A 17,893-nucleotide genomic window follows, 5' to 3' on the forward strand; every position below is an offset into this window, starting at 1 on the left:
GGGCTCGTGCCGGCGGCAGACGCGGCGGTGCGCGACGGTGGGGACCGGGCCCCTCTGGCGGGGGGGTGTGGGGCTGGTCGCCCCGACCGCCAGCCGCCCCCCCCCCCTGCCCCCTTCCCCGCGGCTCCTTCACCAACGGCTGGCCATGCCCGAGGTGTTGCCCGGTACCCCGGGCTGTCCCATGCCCCAGTGGTTCCAGATGAACGTCTCCTCCGGCAGGTGCACGAACTTCGCGCCCACGTCCAGCAGCGCCAGCCAGGCCCCCCAGTCGTCGAACGGGCAGCCGGGGAAGGCCTTGGGCAGCTGGAACCCGCCCGCCTTCTTGAACAGGTCCGTGCGCACCAGCGTCGTGGTCTGGATGTAGGAGCGCCGACGCAGCTCCTCCTCGTCGAACGGCACACCGTAGCGCCCCATCGGATCCCGCCCGCTCTCGTACCGGGGTACCCGGGGGATGGGGTAGACGACATCGGCGCCCGTGGTCTGCGCGCAGTCGCGGATCCGCTCCAGATGGTGCGGGAGGAACTCGTCGTCGTCGTCCAGGAAAGCCGTCCAGGCGGTGGTCACCTTCGCCAGCGCCCTGTTCTTCGTGGCCGCGGCGCCGGTTCGTTCGTGGTCGTACTCCACGACGATCGAGGCAGGTTGGAGGGTCTGCCGCGCCACTGAAGCGAGCGCCTTTTGCAGATGCTCCTGACGCGGCGGGATTGTGGCAATGCAGACGGTTATGTCATTCATGCGGACTCCGCTCATCGGCTGTCTTTTGATTCCCGATATCTCGCGCAGTCTGCTCCGCAGCGCGAGTGCCGTCAATGAGGTCCCGCGCTGTTTCATGCACTGCTTAACAACGGTGACCGGAAACTCAGGTGCTGTTAGTGTCCGCAGGTAAGAAGCCCATGAAATAGCACCCTGGGTGCGGGAATTGGGGGGAATGCGTGTCCGAACTGGATACCCGTCAGCTGGAGGACGTGAGCAGTAACGGCTCGCCGATCTACACGCTGTTCGACGCCGAGGTCACCGACGACCTTCGCCCGGACCATCTGCAGCGACTCGCCTCCGGCGTGCTCGGTGCCGTGCGGGTGCGGGGCTTCGGCTCCGCGGAGATGTGCTCGAAGATCATGACGGCGCTCGACGAGCACCCGCTGGGCGCCTACGACGCCGAGGTCGTCTACCCGCCGGTGGCCAAACTCGGTCCGGCCGCCTACGACTACTACGGTGCCCGCGAGCTGAACCAGGACTACTGGCACAGCGCCGAAGAGTCGGTCGCCGTCCGCACCACTCTGCTGGACGGCAACGACCCGCTGGAGCATGCCGTGAGGCGCTTCCGCTCAGTGTGGCCGGGGCCGGTCGAGCCGGCGACCTGCCAGGGACGTCCGCTGTTCGCCGGGATGATCCGTGAGATCTCCACCGGCATGAAGATGCACTGGGACGAGATTGTCCGCGAGCTGCCCGGAGCGCTCGATACCGAGCCGGTGTGCCAGCTCGCCTTCAACTGGTACCTGTCGATGCCCGAGGGCGGTGGCGACACCTGGGTCTACCGGCGCCGCTGGAGTCCGACGGACGAGAAGTTCCGCGACGGTTACGGCTGGGCTGAGGAGATGGTCGCTGACGAGCCGGTCGCCGCCGTGCGCCCCGAAGCCGGCGACGCGATCGTCTTTGACCCCCGCAACTACCACCTCGTCAGGGCGAGCGAGGGCGAGGGACGCCGGATCAGTCTGTCCTTCTTCCTGGGCGTCACCGGACAGGGCGGGCTCCTGTACTGGTCATGAAGCAGCAAGTGGAGGAAAGAGTGCAGCTCAGTTCCGATCAGATCGCCCACTACCGGGAGAACGGTTTCCTGGTCCTCGATTCCCTCTTCGACCCCGCCGAGGTCGAGGCCCTGTCGGACGCCTTCGACGCCGACTGCCTGACCCCGGGGCCGCAGCGCATCCTGGAGGAGAACGGCGAAGCGGTGCGCGCGGTGTACGCCTCGCACGAGCGGCGTCGCGAGTTCGCCACGCTGGTGCGCACCCCACGGCTGCTCGGTCCCGCCCGGCAGCTGATGTCCGACGACCTCTACGTCTACCAGCTCAAGATCAATGCCAAGCCTGCGTTCGGTGGCGACAAGTGGGCCTGGCACCAAGACTTTCTGGCTTGGAAACTCGCCGACAACCTGGCCGAGCCGCGCCAGGTCAACATCGGCCTGTTCCTCGACGAAGTGACCGAGTTCAACGGCCCGTTGATCTTCCTGCCGGGCTCGCACCGCTCCGGTCTGCTGCGGGACTTCCGCAACGCCTCGTCCCGTTCCGCACAGCACCTCGATCCGGACGACATAGCCCTGCGCCCCGAGCAGATGAGCATGCTGGTCGACCGGCATGGCATGGTCAGCCCCAAGGGCGCCGCGGGATCCGTCATCCTCTTCGACCCGCAGATCGTGCACGGCTCCGCGCCCAACATGTCGCCGTTCCCGCGTCGGCTGCTGATCGCCACATACAACGATGTCGCTAACGCGCCGGTCCCGCTCGGCGAGCCGCGGCCCGCCTACGTCGTCGGACGTGACACGACACCCCTGGAGCTCAGCGACGAGCCGATCGACCTGAGGGTCGGAGGCACGGTATGACGGCTCGGGCCGGGGCGATCGACGCCCGCGCGATAGTGCTCGAACGCTTCGGTGAACCCTTGGTGCTGCGGTCGTTCGAGGTGCCCGCCGCGGGTCCGGGTGAGCTTGTGGTCGCCTGTGCCTACGGAGGGATCTGCGGCACGGACGTCCATCTGAGCAAGGGGCACCTCGACATCCCGACACCGCTGGTGCTCGGCCACGAGGGCCTGGGCACGGTCCACGAGGCCGGGGCCGGCGCCGGACAGGACGCCGAGGGACGCCCGCTGAGCGTGGGCGACACGGTCATGTGGGCCTCGTCGATCGCCTGCGGCGCCTGTGTGCCGTGCCGCCAGTACCGGGAGCCGACACTCTGCGAGAACCGCAGGACGTACGGCGTCAACCGGCCCACCACACAGCCCCCCGCGCTCTCCGGGTCCTGGGCCGAGTACATTCACCTGCGTGCGGGCACCACCGTGGTCCGGCTGCCCGAGAGCGTCGGCCCGCTGGCCGCTATGTCGCTGGCTTGCGCCGGACCCACCATGGTGCACGCCCTCTACGACCGTCGGCCGGTGCGCGTGGGGGAGACTGTCGTCGTCCAGGGCAGCGGTCCCGTCGGTCTGGCCGCGGCGGCGGTCGCCCAGCTCTCCGGTGCCGCACGGGTGATCATTGTCGGCGGGCCCGCCGCCCGGCTGGACCTGGCCCGGCGGGCGCGCATCGGGGACGAGCACGTCGACATCGTCGGCGGCGGTCCCGAGGCGGCCGACAAGGTCCTGGCGCAGGTGCGCGAACTCACCGGCGGCCGCGGCGCCGACCTGGTGATCGAGTGCACCGGGGTGCCGGCCGCGGTGGCGCAGGGCCTGCGCCTGGCCCGCCGGGGCGGCTCGTACCTCGTCGTCGGGCAGTACACGGACGCGGGGGACACTCCGGTGAACCCGCATCAGATCGTCCACCGGCAGCTCGACGTCATCGGGTCCTGGGCCTTCACCGGGGCTCATCTCGTTGACTACATCCGGCTGCTGCCTGCGCTGACCGCGCGGTTCGACCTGGAGGCACTGGTGACCCCGTACCCTCTGGCGTCGGCGGACGAGGCCGTGGCCGCGGTGACCGCGGGATCCGTCATGAAGGCGGTTCTGGCGAACTGACGCGGCACGGCCGACGGGCTGCCCGAGTGCGAGACGCACTCGGGCAGCCCGTCGTCGTCTGTCCCTACCGGCCCGTGCTCAGCAGCCACAGCCACGTCGACGGAGCGCCGAACGGTTCGCGGCGTTCGATGCGTAGTCCCGCGTCGGCGAAGGCCTTCTCATAGGTGTCGATTCCGAGGATCGGGGTGTCCATGAAGGTGTGTACCAGCTCGAACTCCGCGGAGAACACCGGCAGCGGCCCGTCGTGTGCAGACCAGTCCTGGGCCACCGTGTCCGCGATCATGAAGTGCCGCGCATCCGGGAAGACGTCGCGCAGGATGCGCATCACGCCCGCTGGGTCCCCGGTGAGATCGAACAGGTCGTGCATCATCAGGAAACTGGTGACCAGGTCGATCCCGGGAAACGTCTGCTGGTCGACATGGTCGAGGACGTCGGCCTGCACCACGTCAAGCCGGTGTGACAGGCCCGCATCACCGATCCGCTGCCGTGCGGACTCGCAGGCCGCCGCGTTCACCTCGATGCCGAGGCCGCGTCGCTCGGTGTCGGTGCCGCACAGCCGGATCAGCCGGGACGCGTCACCACACCCCAGGTCCGCCACGGACGCGTAGTCGAGAGCCGAGGCGACCTTCTCCTCTACGGGCAGCATCATCGTGCGGCCCACCAGTCCCGACCCCACCGCGATGCGCCGCCCGTCCCGGCCCACCTCACGACCGAACGCCACGGAGCCGTCGGCGAGCTGGGACAGCCGTCCCATCAGTTCGCCGTAACCGCCGACACCCCAGGTGAAGTATCCGGAGTGCCTGATCAGTTCATGGCCGGCCGCCGTCAGTCCCACCCTGTCCGCGTCGAACTCGACATGGCCGAGGAGCGCCGCGATCCGCAGCAGCGCGGAGAGCTTGGCCTCGTCCGCGCCGGTCCGCTCCAGCAGGTCGTCCAGCGAACGGGGGCGCTCGCCGAGCGCGTCCCACACCCCGAGCTCGGTGAGGGCGAGCACCACATGTGCGCCGACGTATCCGTTGAACAGCGAGGCAGGTTCCTGGGGCTCCATGGTGGGGAAGTCCTCGGCGCCGCGCGGGGCACCCAGACCGCTGCTCGGCATGCGGTGCGCTGGCCGCCGGGGGACCTCCACGGCCAGCGCCCGGGAGAACCGCTCCACCTGCTCGGGCGTCCCGACGGTGACCCGCAGATGCCCGGGCAGACCGAAGATCCCCAGATCCCGCGTGATGATGCCGTGGTTCTCGGCCAGTCGGCCGACCAGCTCGGCGCCGCCGGGCGCCTCGACGAGGACGAAGTTGGTCTGCGACCTGACGTAGCCGACCCCGGCGGACTCCAGCCCTGCGTACAGTAGTTCGCGAGCCTCGGCGTTGCGCACCCGGTTGAGCTGCACGTGCGCGGGGTGGTCCAGAGCGGCGGCGGCCGCCCGCTGGGCTACCCGGTTCACACTGAACGGCACAGTCCGGTGGGTCGCTCCTAGCCTGGCGATGAGATCCCTCGGGCCGAGGGCGTAACCGGCTCGCAGCGAGGCCAGCCCCCAGATCTTGGAGAAGGTGCGCAGCACGATCAGCCGCCGCCCCGCGCGTACCGCCCCGACCGCGTGTTCGTATTCCGGCGACGCGTACTCCATGTACGCCTCGTCGAACACGGGTATCACGCCTGCCGCTTCCGCGCGGTCGATGATGTGCTCCACGTCGGCGCCGCCGAGCACGGTGCCCGTCGGGTTGTGCGGATTGCAGACGAAGGCCAGCCGGACACCGTCCTGCGCCAGGCCCACGGTCAGTGCGTCCACAGCCACCCGGTGCCCGGTCAGCGGCACCCCGTGGACCTCTGCGCGGGCGAGGCCGGCGGCCGCCGCGTAGCCGGGGAAGGTCGAGTCGGTGACCAGGGCCGCGTCCCCGGGCCGCAGGAAGGTCAGGGCGGTGAGCAGGACCAGCTCGTCCGCGCCGTTGCCGACCGCCACCATGGCCTCGTCCACGTCGTAGTGCGCGGCAAGGCGTGTGCGCAGCAGGGTCGACTCGCTGTCGGGGTACTCGGGGCACCGTTCCCGTAGTTCGGCGGTGGCGGCTTCGACGACCCCGTCGGGCGGACCGTAGGGGTTCTCGTTGCAGTGCAGGCGCAATGTGCTGTCGTCGTTCATGTCGTTGCCCTCTCTTGGGTGGTCAGAAGCGCACGCCGGGGGACTGGAACGAAGGGCCGACCACGGTGCCGCCGCCGTTCGGCACGTCGATGCCGAGCAGCTTCTTGGCCTGTACCTGCATCTGGTACATGAGACCGACGGCGTCGTCCATCTCCTCCGGGTGTCCGTTGAACACCCGGTTCAGGGAGGTCAGGGCGCGGGTGTACGACTCGTCGCACTGTTCGGAGTCGCGGCGGGCCACGGAACCGGCCGGCAGTCTGTAGGTGTCCGGGTCGTCGGCCGTCGGGTGCACCCCATCGGGGTCGAAGGGCACGCGTTCCCCTTCGAAGACCCAGGCACCCTTTGCGTTCCTGATCAGTCGGCGCCCCTCGACGATCTCCTGGAACCGGTAGTAGTGCCCGAACTCACCGGGGTCGGCGACGCCGTTGCCGTTGAGATCGTGCGGACTGCCCTCGCCCTGCTCGATGATCTGGTGAATGGCCAGCAGCGCGGAGCGCCTGTCCTCGACGCGGAACAGCACGCCCGGCGCCCCCGGCCAGCTCACCTGGCGGGCCGGGTCGCCCGTGAACAGTTTGCCCTCCCGGTCAAGCCGGATGACTGCGCGGGCGATCAGGTTGTAGAACCAGCCGATGGTCTGGGGCTTGTACTCGGCTTTCTCGAACCAGCTCTCCAGAGTGCGGACGGCCTTGTCGTCGGCGGCCAGGACTTCGCCCCTGCGGCTGACCTTGACGTCCTCGGGGCTGATCACCGCGCCCTTGAACCGCTTCCCGTCGACCACCGGGTACTCGGGCAGCTCGATCGCCATGAAGACGTTCCTGACGTGCTCCAGCGAGAGCTTGCGCAGCCGTACCTTCAGGTCCGGCAGTACCGGACCCGGCAGCCGGCCGGGGTAGGTCGGCACCAGACCGGGGCGGCCGATCTGCGGTGTGCCGCTGACGGCGTTCAGGAGATTGCCCACCTGGGCCATGTGCTGCATCTCCTCCAGGACCACGCCCCGGATGATGTCGGCGATCTCGGTGTTGTGGCCGGACTTCACCGACAGCAGCGCCGCCAGGTAGGGCGGGATGGTCGCGTGCTCCACGAGCAGCGCCTGCTGGAGCGCCGACCGCAGGTCGTTGATCGAGTCGATCTCGAGGATGGGCGGAGCCGGTTCGGTGGCCAGCCACTTCACGATGGTGTCCCGCTTTCCTGGTGAGAGATCCCGTGTGACGGGCATGTGGTGAGGTGATTCAAGGGGCGCGAGCAGTGACTTCCCGATGTACACGGCGTGCCCGGCGACATGGCCGTAGTGCCCCAGGTCGAACACGTCGTGCATGGCCGGGTAGAGGTTGGCGTACTGCTGCAGAACCGGCTGCACATCCCGGACCCAGGTGGGCCGTTCCGGTATGCGGTGATGACTGAAGAGCCGGATGCTCAGTCGGCCTTCCGGCTCCTTGGGGCCGCCCGCGACGCAGTAGCCGACGTCGGCCACGATGCCGTCGATGGCGCGGCGCGGAGTGCCCGGGTCGGTTCCGGTCAGCGTGATCCGGGTCCGGCCGTCCGACCCGGTCGTCACTGTTTCCGGTGCTCGCAGCACCGCGGGCAGTGACCCGGTGTCGAGGGCTATCCGTACACCGGCGGCCGGGCGGCCGTACCGGGTGGCGTGGACGACGGTGCTGACGACATCGTGTGGAGCCTCCGGATAGATGCGGAAGACCCCGCCGTCCGCCCGCAGGAAGGTCGCGTCCTCGTTCTCGGCCAGGACGACGGTGGGCTCGTCTCCGGACGCGTCCACGACGGCCAGCCGTCGCTCGCGTACCGACTGGGCCTGCGCGGGCGTCAGCCCGACCGTGGCGATGCCCGCGAGCCGCTCGTAGAAGTCCGCGTCCATGCCTTCGAGCCGACCGAGGTCGTGCCGGGTTCCGTCCTCGTCCAGGGCCACCAGGCGCAGGGGGCCCAGGCTCTGCAGAGGCCCGCCGCGCGAGGTGGCCCGGATGCTGTTGCCCAGGTCCACGAAGACCGTACGGGTGTCCTCGTCGACCCGGCACGGAGCGTGGTGCAGCAGACCGGAGTCGCTGGACTTCCGCAGGCGGCGTCCGGCCACCAGGTGTCGTGGCTCTCCCTCGGCGTACGGGCCGATGGAGCCCACGACACGGCCGAAGGTGAGTGAATCGAGCCACCGCTCGACTCCGTCCTCGACACCGTCCAGGTTGAGCTTCACCGAGAGCGTGTCGCCGTGGGTGGCCGCGCGCATCGTCTGCAGCAGCGGCGACGTGAGGTTCTCGGCCCATCGCACGCCGGTGAGGACGGATTGATAGGTGGCCGAGGGATCGCCACGGCCCGAGGGCAGCGTCGCACGGATCCACACGTCCTCCATCGCCGCCGGCGCGAAGTCGCCGCGCAGTTGTTCCCGGCCCTTTGCGTCCAGGACCCGCAGGCGCAGACCGTAGATCTCGGAGACCATCTGGTTTTGCGGATCCAGGTCCACGAACTTGCCGTTGGGACGCCGGTCGTCGTCCGCGACCCACCCGCCCACGACCGGGTCCTCGGAACCCTTCGTCAGCACCCGGCCGTCGGGCCGGCAGACACTGGTCACCCGTACATCGGTGAGCCGTAACGCACCCGAACCACGTGGATTCCAGAGTCCGTTGGCGTCGGGCAGGTCCATACGCCACTGGAACCGCGGTTCGAAGAGGTCGTTGTCGAAATAAGGTGCGAGGTTGTTCGCGGTGGCCACATCGGCCTGGAAGGTGCCGGCGAAATTGAGCCGAGGGAATCCGAGGTACGACACAGGCGCCTCTCAGTCATGTGGTTCGAAGGTGATCGGCAGGCTCTTCAGGAAACGGAAGTTGATGCTGTCGAGCCAGTCAGGATCGGCCTTGGCGAGCGACCAGTTGTCCACCCGGCGCAACAGTGTGCGCATCGCCACGTCGATTTCCGAGAGGGCGAGCGAGGCGCCCAGGCAGTAGTGAATTCCATGACCGAAGGAGAGGTGGTCGGCGGCCCTTCGGGTGATGTCGAGGGTGTCCGGGTCGGCATAGCGGCGCGGGTCGCGATTTCCGGAACCGAGCACCAGTGTCACCGACTGGCCGCGGCGTATCAGCTGTCCCCCGATCTCGATGTCGGCGAGAGCGATCCGGGTGGTGAACTGGACCGAGCTGTCGTAACGCATCAGCTCATGGGCGGCGTTCGTGGTCATTTCCGGGCTGTTGCGCAGGAGCCGGGTCTGGTCCTCGTTCTGCAGCAGGGCGAGCACCGCGTTGCCGATGAGGTGGGTCGTGGTCGCCTGGCCCGCGTCGATGAGCAGCAGGAAATTCGCGAAAATCTCGTCGTCGGTGTACTCCGCATCGCGCAGTTGAGCGCTGATCATCCGGCTGAAGAGATCCTCGGCCGAGCCGTCCCGCCGGGCCCGCGTGCCTCGGTCGAAGGACTCCCTGAGCGCCTCGATGCGTCCGTTCTGCGCGCTGGACTGGGTGAAGAACTCGTGCAGCAGCCCCTGCCAGCTCTCCAGCAGATGCGCCGCGTCGTCGGGAACGCCGGCCAGCTTCGCGATGATGCCGCGACTGAGCGGCTCCGAGAAGTCGTGGATGACGTCCATGCGTCCGTGTGGCAGGGCCCGTTCCAGTAGTTCGTTCGCCAGCTCTTCGATGAGTGGCCGCATTTCCCGTACGAAGCGTGGTGTGAGCCCCGGCTTGATGAGGCGGCGCAGCCCCGTGTGACGCGGTGGTTCATTGAACAGCATCATGTCGGAGAGGGTTTTGGCCAACAGGGTGATATTGCCGCGTGACTGCGCCGGAAGACTCTCGTGGAAATCGGCTATACGGGCACCGGAAAGCCGTTCGTCCTTGGAGAGCTGAACGATCTCCGGGTGCCCGAGTATCGCCCAGGACTGCATCCATTCGTCCCACTGGACTGGGCTGTTCGCGCGGAGCTCGGCGTAGAATGGGTAAGGGTTCGCCGCCCATTCAGAACCGAACAGGTCGAGCAGGCTCGTCGTACTGGGAGCGGTCATGGTCGACCAGCCTGCCGTCCCGCATCAGGAATCGTCAACTGCCGTTGGGAATAGCCTGCTTGGGTCGCCTCGGTGTCGTGCGTCTTTCGTTCCAGGCTTAATGACAGTGACTTGGGTTCGGGAAACTGTTAGTGTCGCGAATGCCGATGGGAATTCTCCATGAATTCTCCTGTGGGAAGGCAGAGTTCATGACGCGATACCTCCTCGCCCCATTTCCTTTGCACGGGCATGTGACGCCCATGGTCGCGCTCGCCGCCGAACTGGTCGGGCGTGAACATCAGGTGGACGTGGTGATCAGTGCCCCCTTCGCCGAGGTGTTCCGCGAGGTGGGCTGCACGGTCACCGAGATCGCCATCCGGCCCCGAGGGGGCGTACCGGAACGGCCGACGTTCGGACACCGTCTGCGCCGGATCCGCCGGATCTGGGACGTCTTTCGTGAGCAGCGCCGTCTGACCGAAGAACTTGTCGACCGCTGGCCGACTTGGGATCCGGCCGTTGTCGTCGCCGACATCATGGCCATCTGGGGAATCCGCGCCGCCGAAGCCGCCGGCGTTCCCTTCGTCTCCTTCTACGTGACCTACGCCATCAGCGAAGAGGTGCTCCTCGACGAGGTCCGCCGGCATCTCGGCTCCCGAGCGGCCACCCTGGTCAAACTGTTCGGCGTCGCACGGATCCAGCCCGGGTTGCGCCGACGGGTCACGGCGGGAGCCACGAAAGCCCTGGTCAACACCGTGCCCGAACTCCAGCCCGCCCGGGAGTCGTTCGACGAGCGCTTTCACTTCGTCGGACCGCTGCGCCGCGAACCCGTGGGCACCGATGGCTCCGCCACGGGCTACTCGGACGACCTCCCCTGGGACCGCATCGAGCGCGAGCCCTCCCTTTACGTGTCCACCGGCACCATGTTCACCAGGGGTCCGGAATTCTTCCGCAAGATCGCTGACGCCTTCGCCGGGACCCGCTGGCTGGTGGTGCTCGCCACCTCGCACACCGACCCGGCCGAGCTGGGGCCGCTGCCGGCAAACGTGATCGCCCGTCAGTACGTGCCGCAGTCCGCGGTCCTGGAGCGCTGTGACGCCTTCCTCTCGCACGGCGGGATGAACTCGGCCCTGGAGGGGCTCGCGCTCGGTAAACCCATGGTCCTCGTACCTCGGGCGGCCGACCAGCGGGAGATCGCCCGTCGGCTCGCTGCCGCCGGAGTGGGTGTCGTTATACCGGCCGAGAGCGAGGGGCAACGTTTCGTCACCGCCCTCGACGAGGTGATGAGCAATCAGGGAATCCGCCGCACACTGGACGAACTCTCCGCCCGTATGGGCCGGTTGAACGGCCCCGCGGCCGCCGCCGATGTCCTGGATGAACTTGCCCGGGAAGGGCGGAACGTTCTGGGGGGCGACCGATGACCGGGCCACGCAGAAGGACGGTCCTGCAGGGAGCGACGGCCGTGGGGCTGGGAGCGGCGGGAGCCGCCGGACCCGGCGGCGCCCCGGCCTGGGCCGCGGACGAGCCCCGGCGGACCGACCCCTACGAGGAGTCCGTACGGGACGCCCGGATGGTCTGGGACCGTCCGCCCGAGGACTGGCAGGACGCGCCCTGCCTTGGCGACGGATCACTCCGTGTACAGGTCCGCTGCGGGGACTCCCCGAACCTCTTGGCGTTCGAGGTGCGGGACACGTCGGATGCCTGGCAGTCGGCGGCGGCCAGGCTTGTCCTACGGTTCGCAGGGACGCCCACCGCGCACCACTGGCAGCTGGATCTGTGGCACGCGGAGCTCAAGGCGACCATTACCACCACACGCGGCAGGGTGCACCTCACCGCTCTCGTGCCGCACGGGAGCGGTGTCCTGGTGGTCCGCCTGAGCACCGAGGGGGCGGAATCGGAAGCTGCCTGGCAGCCAACACCCGCCGGCCACCCGCTCCCTCTCCAGGAGGAGACCCGCGGACCGGCCCGGGTCCTGGTAGCGGGTGCTGACGCCGGAGCGGTCCGCCGGGCGCTCGCAGCCCTGCAGCGCCTCGACATCGAGCACCGCCGCTGGTGGCAGGACCACTACCGGCGTGGCTTCCTCTCCGTACCGGACCGCACCGTGCAGCGGTTCTACTGGGCCCAGATCTATCTGTCGGCGGCGGCACTGCGCCGGGACACCCCCGTCACCGGCTTCGGCCACCCCCTGCTCGGTACCACCGACCACCTCGCACTCGACCCGGTCGTCGCGGCCACGGGACACCGCCCGCGCACGGCGAGCCACAACCATCTGTACGGCGGACTGCCCGGCGTCGGCTCCAAGGGCGGCCGGGCCTCCGATCCCATCAGTTCATGGGGACTGCCGGCCGTCGAGGCGGCGTACCGCACGAGCATGGACCAGCGCATCCTCCGCGACTGGTTGCACCCCGCGTTGCGCAAGGCGGTCGGTTTCTACACGTACTTCCTCGTGGCGGAACCCGACGGGCGGCTGCACCTTCCGGCCACCCACTCGCCGCACTACGCCGATGTGCCCGACGCCTCCCACGCTCTGGCACTGCTCCGCTGGGCGCTCTCCATGCTGATCGACTCCACCCGGCGCCTCGGCATCCAGGAAACGGCACTCGACCGTTGGCGCGACATCGCGGCCCGCCTCACTTCGTACCCCACCGGCCCGGACGGCGTGCTGATCGGCCGCGGTGCCCCGCTCGCCCGCTCCCACCCATACGCTTCGCACCTGCTATGGCTCCACCCGCTGCGGGAAGGACTCCCGCAGGCGCGTACCGAACTGGCACGGCGCAGCTACGCCCACTGGGCCTCCATGCGCGACAACTGGCACGGTTCTTCCTACGTCACCGCCGCAGGCCTCGCCGCCGCGGTGGGCGAGGCGAGTGAGGCGTCGTCGCACCTCCGACACTTCCTGGCGAACCTGGGCGGCGGAGCGCTCTACCGCGCGGGCAGGGGGGAGGAGGGCGGCGAGACGGCGGTGTCCGTGCCGCTGGGCGCCGGGCAGGCGGCCCTCGACCTCCTGTTGGACTCCTGGGGCGGCACCCTGCGGGTGTTTCCGGCCACCCCACAGGAATGGCCGGACACGACGGTGGCGGGTCTGCGCGCGCCCGGAGCCTTTCTCGTCGACGCCGAGCGCAGCCATGGCCGTACCGACTGGGTCCGTGTGCGTAGCGAGGCCGGCGAGCCGCTCCTGCTCGACCACGGCATCGAAGGCTCCTTCGAGGTACTCGACGAGAACGGCAGGCCCAGGCCCTGGCAACCCAGTGGCCCACGAGCGGTGCGGGTCCCGCTCGGACGCGGCGAGAGCGTCGTGGTGGTCCGGCGCGGGCAGCGTCCCGCCGCCGAGCCACGGATGGTGGAAGCCGCCGGAACGCCTCGCGCCTGGGGGATGTCCGGACCCCAGAAGTAGACCTGGCACCCATGTCGATGAGTGACGTCAGCCGCTACGGTCGCAGCATGATCGCGCGCAATACGCTGGAGGCCCTCGCACAACGCCCGTTGAGCTTCCTCAGCTCGTCCTGGCCCTGGCGGTCGCTCGGCTATCTGCTGTCCAGCGCCGCCATGGGAGCCTGCGTCGCGGGCCTCGGCGGGCTGCTGTACCTCCTATGGGACGTACTCGGTCCGCTCGCTGTCGTGGTGCTGCTGGCCGTGGCCGTCGTCGTGGCGTGGGGCGTGTCCCGCTACGAACTCTGGCGCCTGCGGCTCGTGATGACCGTGCCGTCGGCCGACGCCGACGAGCAGCCGGCCCGCCCGCTGTGGAGCAGGCTCAAGGAACGCCTGCGCGCCGCGGGCGGAGCGCGTGAAATCGGCTACGGGCTGTTGGCGTTGCTGGTGCTGTGGTGGACGGACCTCGGCATCACCTTGGTCTCCCTGGGGATTCCGCTGTTCCTGATGAGCGCCCCCTTCCAACCGACCGCGAGCTTCGCCGTCGGCTGGGCCGGAGTGCTCACAGGCATGGTGCTGCTGCCCATCGCGGCGTATCCGATCGCGGCCTGGGCAGGCGTACGGGCCGCGATGGCCATCGCCGTACTGGATCCCCGAGACAGCGAACTGACCCAGGTCATGGAGTCCCGGGCCCGGCTCGTGGACGCTTTCGAGGTGGAGCGCCGTCGTATTGAACGCGACCTCCACGACGGTGCGCAGCAGCGGCTCGTCACCCTGTCCATGAAGCTCGGCCTGGCCGAGCTGGACTTGCCCCCGGACTCGCTCGCCGCCCAACAGGTGCGGGAGGCACGGAGCCAGGCCAAGCAGGCACTGAAGGAACTGCGCGAGCTGATCCACAACATCCATCCCCAGGTGCTTACCGACCGCGGTCTGGAACCGGCGGTCCAGGACATTGCCGGCCGCTCGGTGGTCCCGGTGGAGGTCGACATCGTTCTGCCCGAGCGGCTCTTCGCGCAGGTGGAGAGCACCGCCTACTTCGTGGTGTGTGAAGCCCTCGCCAACGTCGCCAAGCACAGCAAGGCGACCCGCGCCTGGGTCCGCGGCCGGCTCGGGGACGGCAAGCTGGTGGTGGAGATCCGGGACGACGGGGTCGGCGGCGCCGACACGGAGGCAGGCACCGGGCTCATCGGCATCACCGACCGTCTCGCGGTCCTCAACGGCAGAATGTTCCTCTATTCACCGGTCGGTGGGCCGACCGTCCTGCGAGTGGAGATTCCGTGCAATCACTGAGGCTGGTCATCGCGGAGGACTCCGTCCTGCTGCGTGAGGGGCTGGTCGGGTTACTGGAGCGCTTCGGGCACACCGTGCTCGCCTCGGTCGGCGACGCCCCGTCGCTGATCGCCGCGGTGGCCGAGCACAAGCCGGACGCCGTCATCGTCGACGTACGCATGCCCCCCGACAACACCGATGACGGGTTGCGCGCCGCCCGTCGGCTGCGCGCCGATCATCCCGGTCTGGCGGTGCTGGTACTCAGCCAGTACGTCTCACAGGGGTATGCCTCCGAGCTCCTCGCTTCTGACCGGCAGGGTGCCGCAATGGGATACATGCTCAAGGACCGCATCGGGGAGATCGAGGAATTCGTCTCGGCGCTGGACACGGTGGCCCGGGGTGGCACGGTGGTGGATCCCGAGGTGGTGCGCCAGCTTCTGAGCCGCCATCACGACCCTTTGCAGCGGCTCAGTCCCAAGGAGCGGGAGGTTTTGGGCCTCATCGCGGAGGGTCGCTCCAATGCTGCCATCGCCCGTCGGCTCGTGGTCACGGAGGCCACGGTCTCCAAGCGTATCGCCGCCATCTTCACCAAACTGGACCTGCCGCAAGCACCGGACGACCATCGCCGGGTACTGGCCGTACTGGCGTATCTGAACGTGTGATCACCACCGCAGTACTCACCATTCGCGAAGGGTGTGACCAGTGCGCATAGGCGTAGTCATCCTCCCCGAACACACCTGGCCGGAGGCTCGATCGAGGTGGCGTGCGGTCGAAGAGCTCGGCTTCGACCACGCCTGGACCTACGACCACATGGCATGGCGGACCATGGCTGGGCACGGCGGCCACCCTGGCAGCGGCTGCGGCCTGCACGTCCCGCATCGGTCTCGGGGAAGAAGAAGCACCACGGCATGAACGTGCAGGTCCTCGCCGACCCGGCCGGGCGCCTGATCCGGGCATCGGACGCACTGCCGGGAGCCACCCACGACCTGGCCGCAGCCCAGATCCACGACATCCCAGCCGCTCTGACCGCCCACGACATCAAGTGCTGGGCGGACAAGGCGTATCAAGGTGCGAGCCCCGCCATCCGCATCCCGTTCCGGGGCAGGAGCCCGCGCGGCCGACGCCGGCGTCACAACCGGGACCACGCCAAGAGCAGGAGGAGCACCGTGTAGAGCAGGGCTGTGCCGATCGCGGCGAAGAAGAAGCCGCCGTCGGTGGTCTTCCAGACTGGCCGCTCAAACTCTCCTGCTGACATCGCCCTTCTCGGATTCCGCGGATCATAAACGATCTCGACGACAGACGAGCTGCCTCTTTTCGGCAGGTCCTCGGGGGCTACCGTCACGTAGTGGCGCTCCCCCAAGTGATCTCGGTAGACGACATCCACGGAGAGGATCCCGGCGCTCCAGCTGTCGCCGCCCTTTCGCCCTTGCGTGCGCACGCCTCGCCGCCGCAGGGGCAAGCGCGCCCAGTTGGCCGCCACAGCAAACACCAGAATGGCCAACGAAGGTATGTACCCCATCAGGTAGGCACCCAGCATCACAGCCCCCAGTCAGTGATCACTGCGCATGATGCCATGCACCACCGGACTGGTCATCGGGACAGACGTCCCGCGTGCTCGAAGCCGAAGGCGCCACTTGGCATCATGCCGAGCGGGAACCGGTGACCACGACTGCCTGGGTCACACATGCCAGGTAGTCAGGTTGGAAAAGGATCACTGCCTTCCGCGAAGGGCAGCTCGTGGGCCCCGGGGGCGTACCGATCCGCTCACGCCGGGTCGGCGGTGTCGAAACGCAGGCCGCTGGAGCCCTCGCCGCGGCCGGGCAGGGTGGCGCGCGAGGACCAGAGCGCGGTGGCCCCCGCCGCGGTGCGGGCGAGCTGCCATCGGCGGGTGACGCGGACTCCCTCCCGGGGAACCTCCTCGGACGGAAGCCGAAGCGTGGTGCCGGGCTGCAGGATCTGTCCACGGGCACCGGCGCCGTAGCGGTGCAGCAGGGTGCGGCCCGGGGCGGCGGGGTCGGGGACGGGTGCGAGCGGCACCCAGTGCTCGGGGACGGTGCTCTGCAGGCGGTAGCGGCGCATCACGCCCTGACCGGTCGCGACGGGCGCGGGCGGCAGCGCCCCGGTGACGGCGGCCAGCCGGTGGCGGTCGACGCGGTGGCCGGCCGCTCCGGCCACCGCCTCCTCGACCGCCCACGCCAGGTTGGCGGCCTCGTCGCGCAGGAACAGCACCTCCTCGACGGGTTCGCCGTCCAGCGCGTCCACCGCGCCCGGCAGGAGCAGCAGCAGATCGGCGGTGTCACGGGAGTCGGCGACGCTGGAGCGGAACAGGGTCCAGTCCTGCGGCGCGGGCGGCAGCAGCACCCGTTCGCCGAAGGTGTCGGTGACCACCACGGAGGTGACGCGGGTGACTGTCCCCGCGGGCAGTTCCAGCGGTACGAGGAAGTAGTCGTTGGCGTACGAGGTCGCGTACTCGGCGAGCAACAGCCGTGCCAGGTCGGTGGATTCGGCGGTCAGACCGCCCCAGTACACCCGGGCGTCCTCCATCTCCCACCAGCGGGTGGCCGGCATGCCCGGGTAGGAGGCGACGGTCGGCAGCACCGTGCGGACCACCTTCTGGGGGGCGGCCGCGGGCGTGCCCAGGGTGGCGCCGGGGCGGTGGTCGAAGGCGTACCAGTCCAGCCGCCCGCCCGGGTACTCGGCGGCCCGCAGCACGGTCTCGTCGTCCCCGTGGCGTGCTGCGACGGAGAACCCGTGCTCCAGCCGCTGCGGGATCCACGCGCCGCCGCCCGTCGGGGCGGTGACCGGCAGCCCGAGCAGCTTCCGCCAGGCGGCCGTGGCCCGGGTGACCGCGGCGGTGAGCGCCGCGGGGACGGTGACCCGGGACGGGGTGTCGCGGCCGGTGCCCTGGGCCGGGGCGAGTTCGGCGGCCAGGGCCAGCCCGTCGGGGGCCCGTCCGGCCACGGCGGCGAGATAGCCGGTGGTGGCGTCGTCGGCGACCGGACCGGGCGCGGCGCTGATCGGGTAGGCGGCGGCCAGCAGCGCGGCGACGGCTCCGGCTCCCTCGTCGCGCAGCAACCGCAGGTACTCCAGGCCGAGTTGGGCGGCGGTGCGGCGGTCGAGGGAGGCGGCCGGGGTGTCCCGTTCCACCACGGCCTCCAGTGGCAGGTCCGCGTCGAGGGGCAGCGGGGCGGGGTCGGCGTCGCCCTGGTAGCGGGTGAGGCGGGCGCAGTCGGCGCGCAGCCGGACCGACACCGGGGAGCCCGCGTCCTCGCCCTGGAACTCCCCGACCTGCCACTGCCGCCCCAGCAGCCACAGCGGGTCGGCGGTGCGGGCCTGCAGGCCGGGCGTCATGTCGGCGGCACGGGTACGGGGTTCGAGGCGGGTCCACGAGGTGATGGAGGGTTCCTGCGGCACGTCGTCGTCTCCGGTCGTGTGGCGGG

14 protein-coding genes are annotated in these 17,893 nt (G+C 69.5%); 8 read left to right on the forward strand and 6 right to left on the reverse strand.

Annotation, left to right across the window (positions count from 1 at the left end):
• Positions 1-129: 129 nt before the first annotated feature.
• Positions 130-732, reverse strand: a complete 603-nt coding sequence (locus ACFW6B_RS18885) for a glycosyltransferase family 2 protein (protein ID WP_386597413.1) — start codon at positions 730-732, stop codon at positions 130-132.
• Positions 733-929: 197 nt separating this feature from the next.
• On the opposite strand from ACFW6B_RS18885, the gene ACFW6B_RS18890 reads away from it, so the two are divergent.
• The 3 genes from ACFW6B_RS18890 to ACFW6B_RS18900 are packed head-to-tail and all read left to right on the forward strand — an operon-like array spanning position 930 to position 3,714.
• Entirely contained in the window at positions 930-1,763 is an 834-nt protein-coding gene (locus tag ACFW6B_RS18890; protein ID WP_386597415.1) for a proline hydroxylase, read from the forward strand.
• Positions 1,760-2,593: a phytanoyl-CoA dioxygenase family protein gene (locus ACFW6B_RS18895; protein WP_386597417.1), complete on the forward strand. Its 834-nt coding sequence runs from the start codon at positions 1,760-1,762 to the stop codon at positions 2,591-2,593. Before ACFW6B_RS18890 ends, ACFW6B_RS18895 begins: the two co-directional genes overlap by 4 nt.
• Complete coding sequence (locus ACFW6B_RS18900; RefSeq protein WP_386597419.1) at positions 2,590-3,714, forward strand: zinc-binding dehydrogenase; 1,125 nt, start codon at positions 2,590-2,592, stop codon at positions 3,712-3,714. The genes ACFW6B_RS18895 and ACFW6B_RS18900 overlap by 4 nt, the downstream gene beginning before the upstream one ends.
• 64 nt (positions 3,715-3,778) lie before the next feature.
• Here the strand turns inward: ACFW6B_RS18900 and ACFW6B_RS18905 are convergent, their stop codons facing one another.
• The 3 genes from ACFW6B_RS18905 to ACFW6B_RS18915 are packed head-to-tail and all read right to left on the reverse strand — an operon-like array spanning position 3,779 to position 9,839.
• Positions 3,779-5,848, reverse strand: coding sequence for an aminotransferase class I/II-fold pyridoxal phosphate-dependent enzyme (locus ACFW6B_RS18905; RefSeq protein ID WP_386597421.1), 2,070 nt, complete (start codon positions 5,846-5,848; stop codon positions 3,779-3,781).
• A 22-nt stretch (positions 5,849-5,870) separates the two neighbouring features.
• Positions 5,871-8,618 (reverse strand): ferritin-like domain-containing protein, encoded by a 2,748-nt coding sequence (locus ACFW6B_RS18910; RefSeq protein WP_386597423.1) that lies wholly within the window; start codon positions 8,616-8,618, stop codon positions 5,871-5,873.
• Positions 8,619-8,627: 9 nt separating this feature from the next.
• Complete coding sequence (locus ACFW6B_RS18915) at positions 8,628-9,839, reverse strand: cytochrome P450 (RefSeq protein WP_386597425.1); 1,212 nt, start codon at positions 9,837-9,839, stop codon at positions 8,628-8,630.
• A gap of 188 nt (positions 9,840-10,027) precedes the next feature.
• On the opposite strand from ACFW6B_RS18915, the gene ACFW6B_RS18920 reads away from it, so the two are divergent.
• From ACFW6B_RS18920 to ACFW6B_RS18940, 5 genes are all read left to right on the forward strand, one after another.
• Positions 10,028-11,236 carry a nucleotide disphospho-sugar-binding domain-containing protein gene (locus tag ACFW6B_RS18920; RefSeq protein ID WP_386597427.1) on the forward strand — a complete coding sequence of 403 codons (1,209 nt, stop codon included), beginning with the start codon at positions 10,028-10,030 and terminating at the stop codon, positions 11,234-11,236.
• 41 nt (positions 11,237-11,277) lie between these two features.
• On the forward strand, positions 11,278-13,209 hold the full coding sequence (locus ACFW6B_RS18925; RefSeq protein WP_386597429.1) for a glycoside hydrolase family 95-like protein: 1,932 nt from the start codon (positions 11,278-11,280) through the stop codon (positions 13,207-13,209).
• A 47-nt stretch (positions 13,210-13,256) separates the two neighbouring features.
• The gene (locus ACFW6B_RS18930; protein WP_386597431.1) at positions 13,257-14,474 is read left to right on the forward strand and encodes a histidine kinase; all 1,218 of its coding nucleotides are present in this window, start codon (positions 13,257-13,259) and stop codon (positions 14,472-14,474) included.
• Positions 14,462-15,115: a response regulator gene (locus ACFW6B_RS18935; RefSeq protein ID WP_386597433.1), complete on the forward strand. Its 654-nt coding sequence runs from the start codon at positions 14,462-14,464 to the stop codon at positions 15,113-15,115. The genes ACFW6B_RS18930 and ACFW6B_RS18935 overlap by 13 nt, the downstream gene beginning before the upstream one ends.
• Positions 15,116-15,361: 246 nt before the next feature.
• On the forward strand, positions 15,362-15,625 hold the full coding sequence (locus tag ACFW6B_RS18940; RefSeq protein WP_386597435.1) for a transposase family protein: 264 nt from the start codon (positions 15,362-15,364) through the stop codon (positions 15,623-15,625).
• On the opposite strand, the gene ACFW6B_RS18945 is transcribed toward ACFW6B_RS18940, so the two are convergent.
• Positions 15,583-15,990, reverse strand: a complete 408-nt coding sequence (locus ACFW6B_RS18945) for a hypothetical protein (RefSeq protein WP_386597438.1) — start codon at positions 15,988-15,990, stop codon at positions 15,583-15,585. The genes ACFW6B_RS18940 and ACFW6B_RS18945 overlap by 43 nt on opposite strands.
• 227 nt (positions 15,991-16,217) lie before the next feature.
• The gene (locus tag ACFW6B_RS18950; RefSeq protein WP_386597440.1) at positions 16,218-17,867 is read right to left on the reverse strand and encodes a hypothetical protein; all 1,650 of its coding nucleotides are present in this window, start codon (positions 17,865-17,867) and stop codon (positions 16,218-16,220) included.
• Positions 17,868-17,893: the final 26 nt, after the last annotated feature.

The organism is Streptomyces sp. NPDC058751, from assembly GCF_042746485.1.
GTDB lineage: Bacteria > Actinomycetota > Actinomycetes > Streptomycetales > Streptomycetaceae > Streptomyces.

Bases quoted from the DNA above. Each gene is read 5' to 3' on its own strand.
- ACFW6B_RS18885 (WP_386597413.1), bottom strand. From the start codon at position 732: ATGAATGACATAACCGTCTGCATTGCCACAATCCCGCCGCGTCAGGAG.
- ACFW6B_RS18895 (WP_386597417.1), top strand. From the start codon at position 1,760: ATGAAGCAGCAAGTGGAGGAAAGAGTGCAGCTCAGTTCCGATCAGATC.
- ACFW6B_RS18900 (WP_386597419.1), top strand. From the start codon at position 2,590: ATGACGGCTCGGGCCGGGGCGATCGACGCCCGCGCGATAGTGCTCGAA.
- ACFW6B_RS18905 (WP_386597421.1), bottom strand. From the start codon at position 5,848: ATGAACGACGACAGCACATTGCGCCTGCACTGCAACGAGAACCCCTAC.
- ACFW6B_RS18915 (WP_386597425.1), bottom strand. From the start codon at position 9,839: ATGACCGCTCCCAGTACGACGAGCCTGCTCGACCTGTTCGGTTCTGAA.
- ACFW6B_RS18920 (WP_386597427.1), top strand. From the start codon at position 10,028: ATGACGCGATACCTCCTCGCCCCATTTCCTTTGCACGGGCATGTGACG.
- ACFW6B_RS18930 (WP_386597431.1), top strand. From the start codon at position 13,257: ATGATCGCGCGCAATACGCTGGAGGCCCTCGCACAACGCCCGTTGAGC.
- ACFW6B_RS18940 (WP_386597435.1), top strand. From the start codon at position 15,362: ATGAACGTGCAGGTCCTCGCCGACCCGGCCGGGCGCCTGATCCGGGCA.
- ACFW6B_RS18945 (WP_386597438.1), bottom strand. From the start codon at position 15,990: ATGCTGGGTGCCTACCTGATGGGGTACATACCTTCGTTGGCCATTCTG.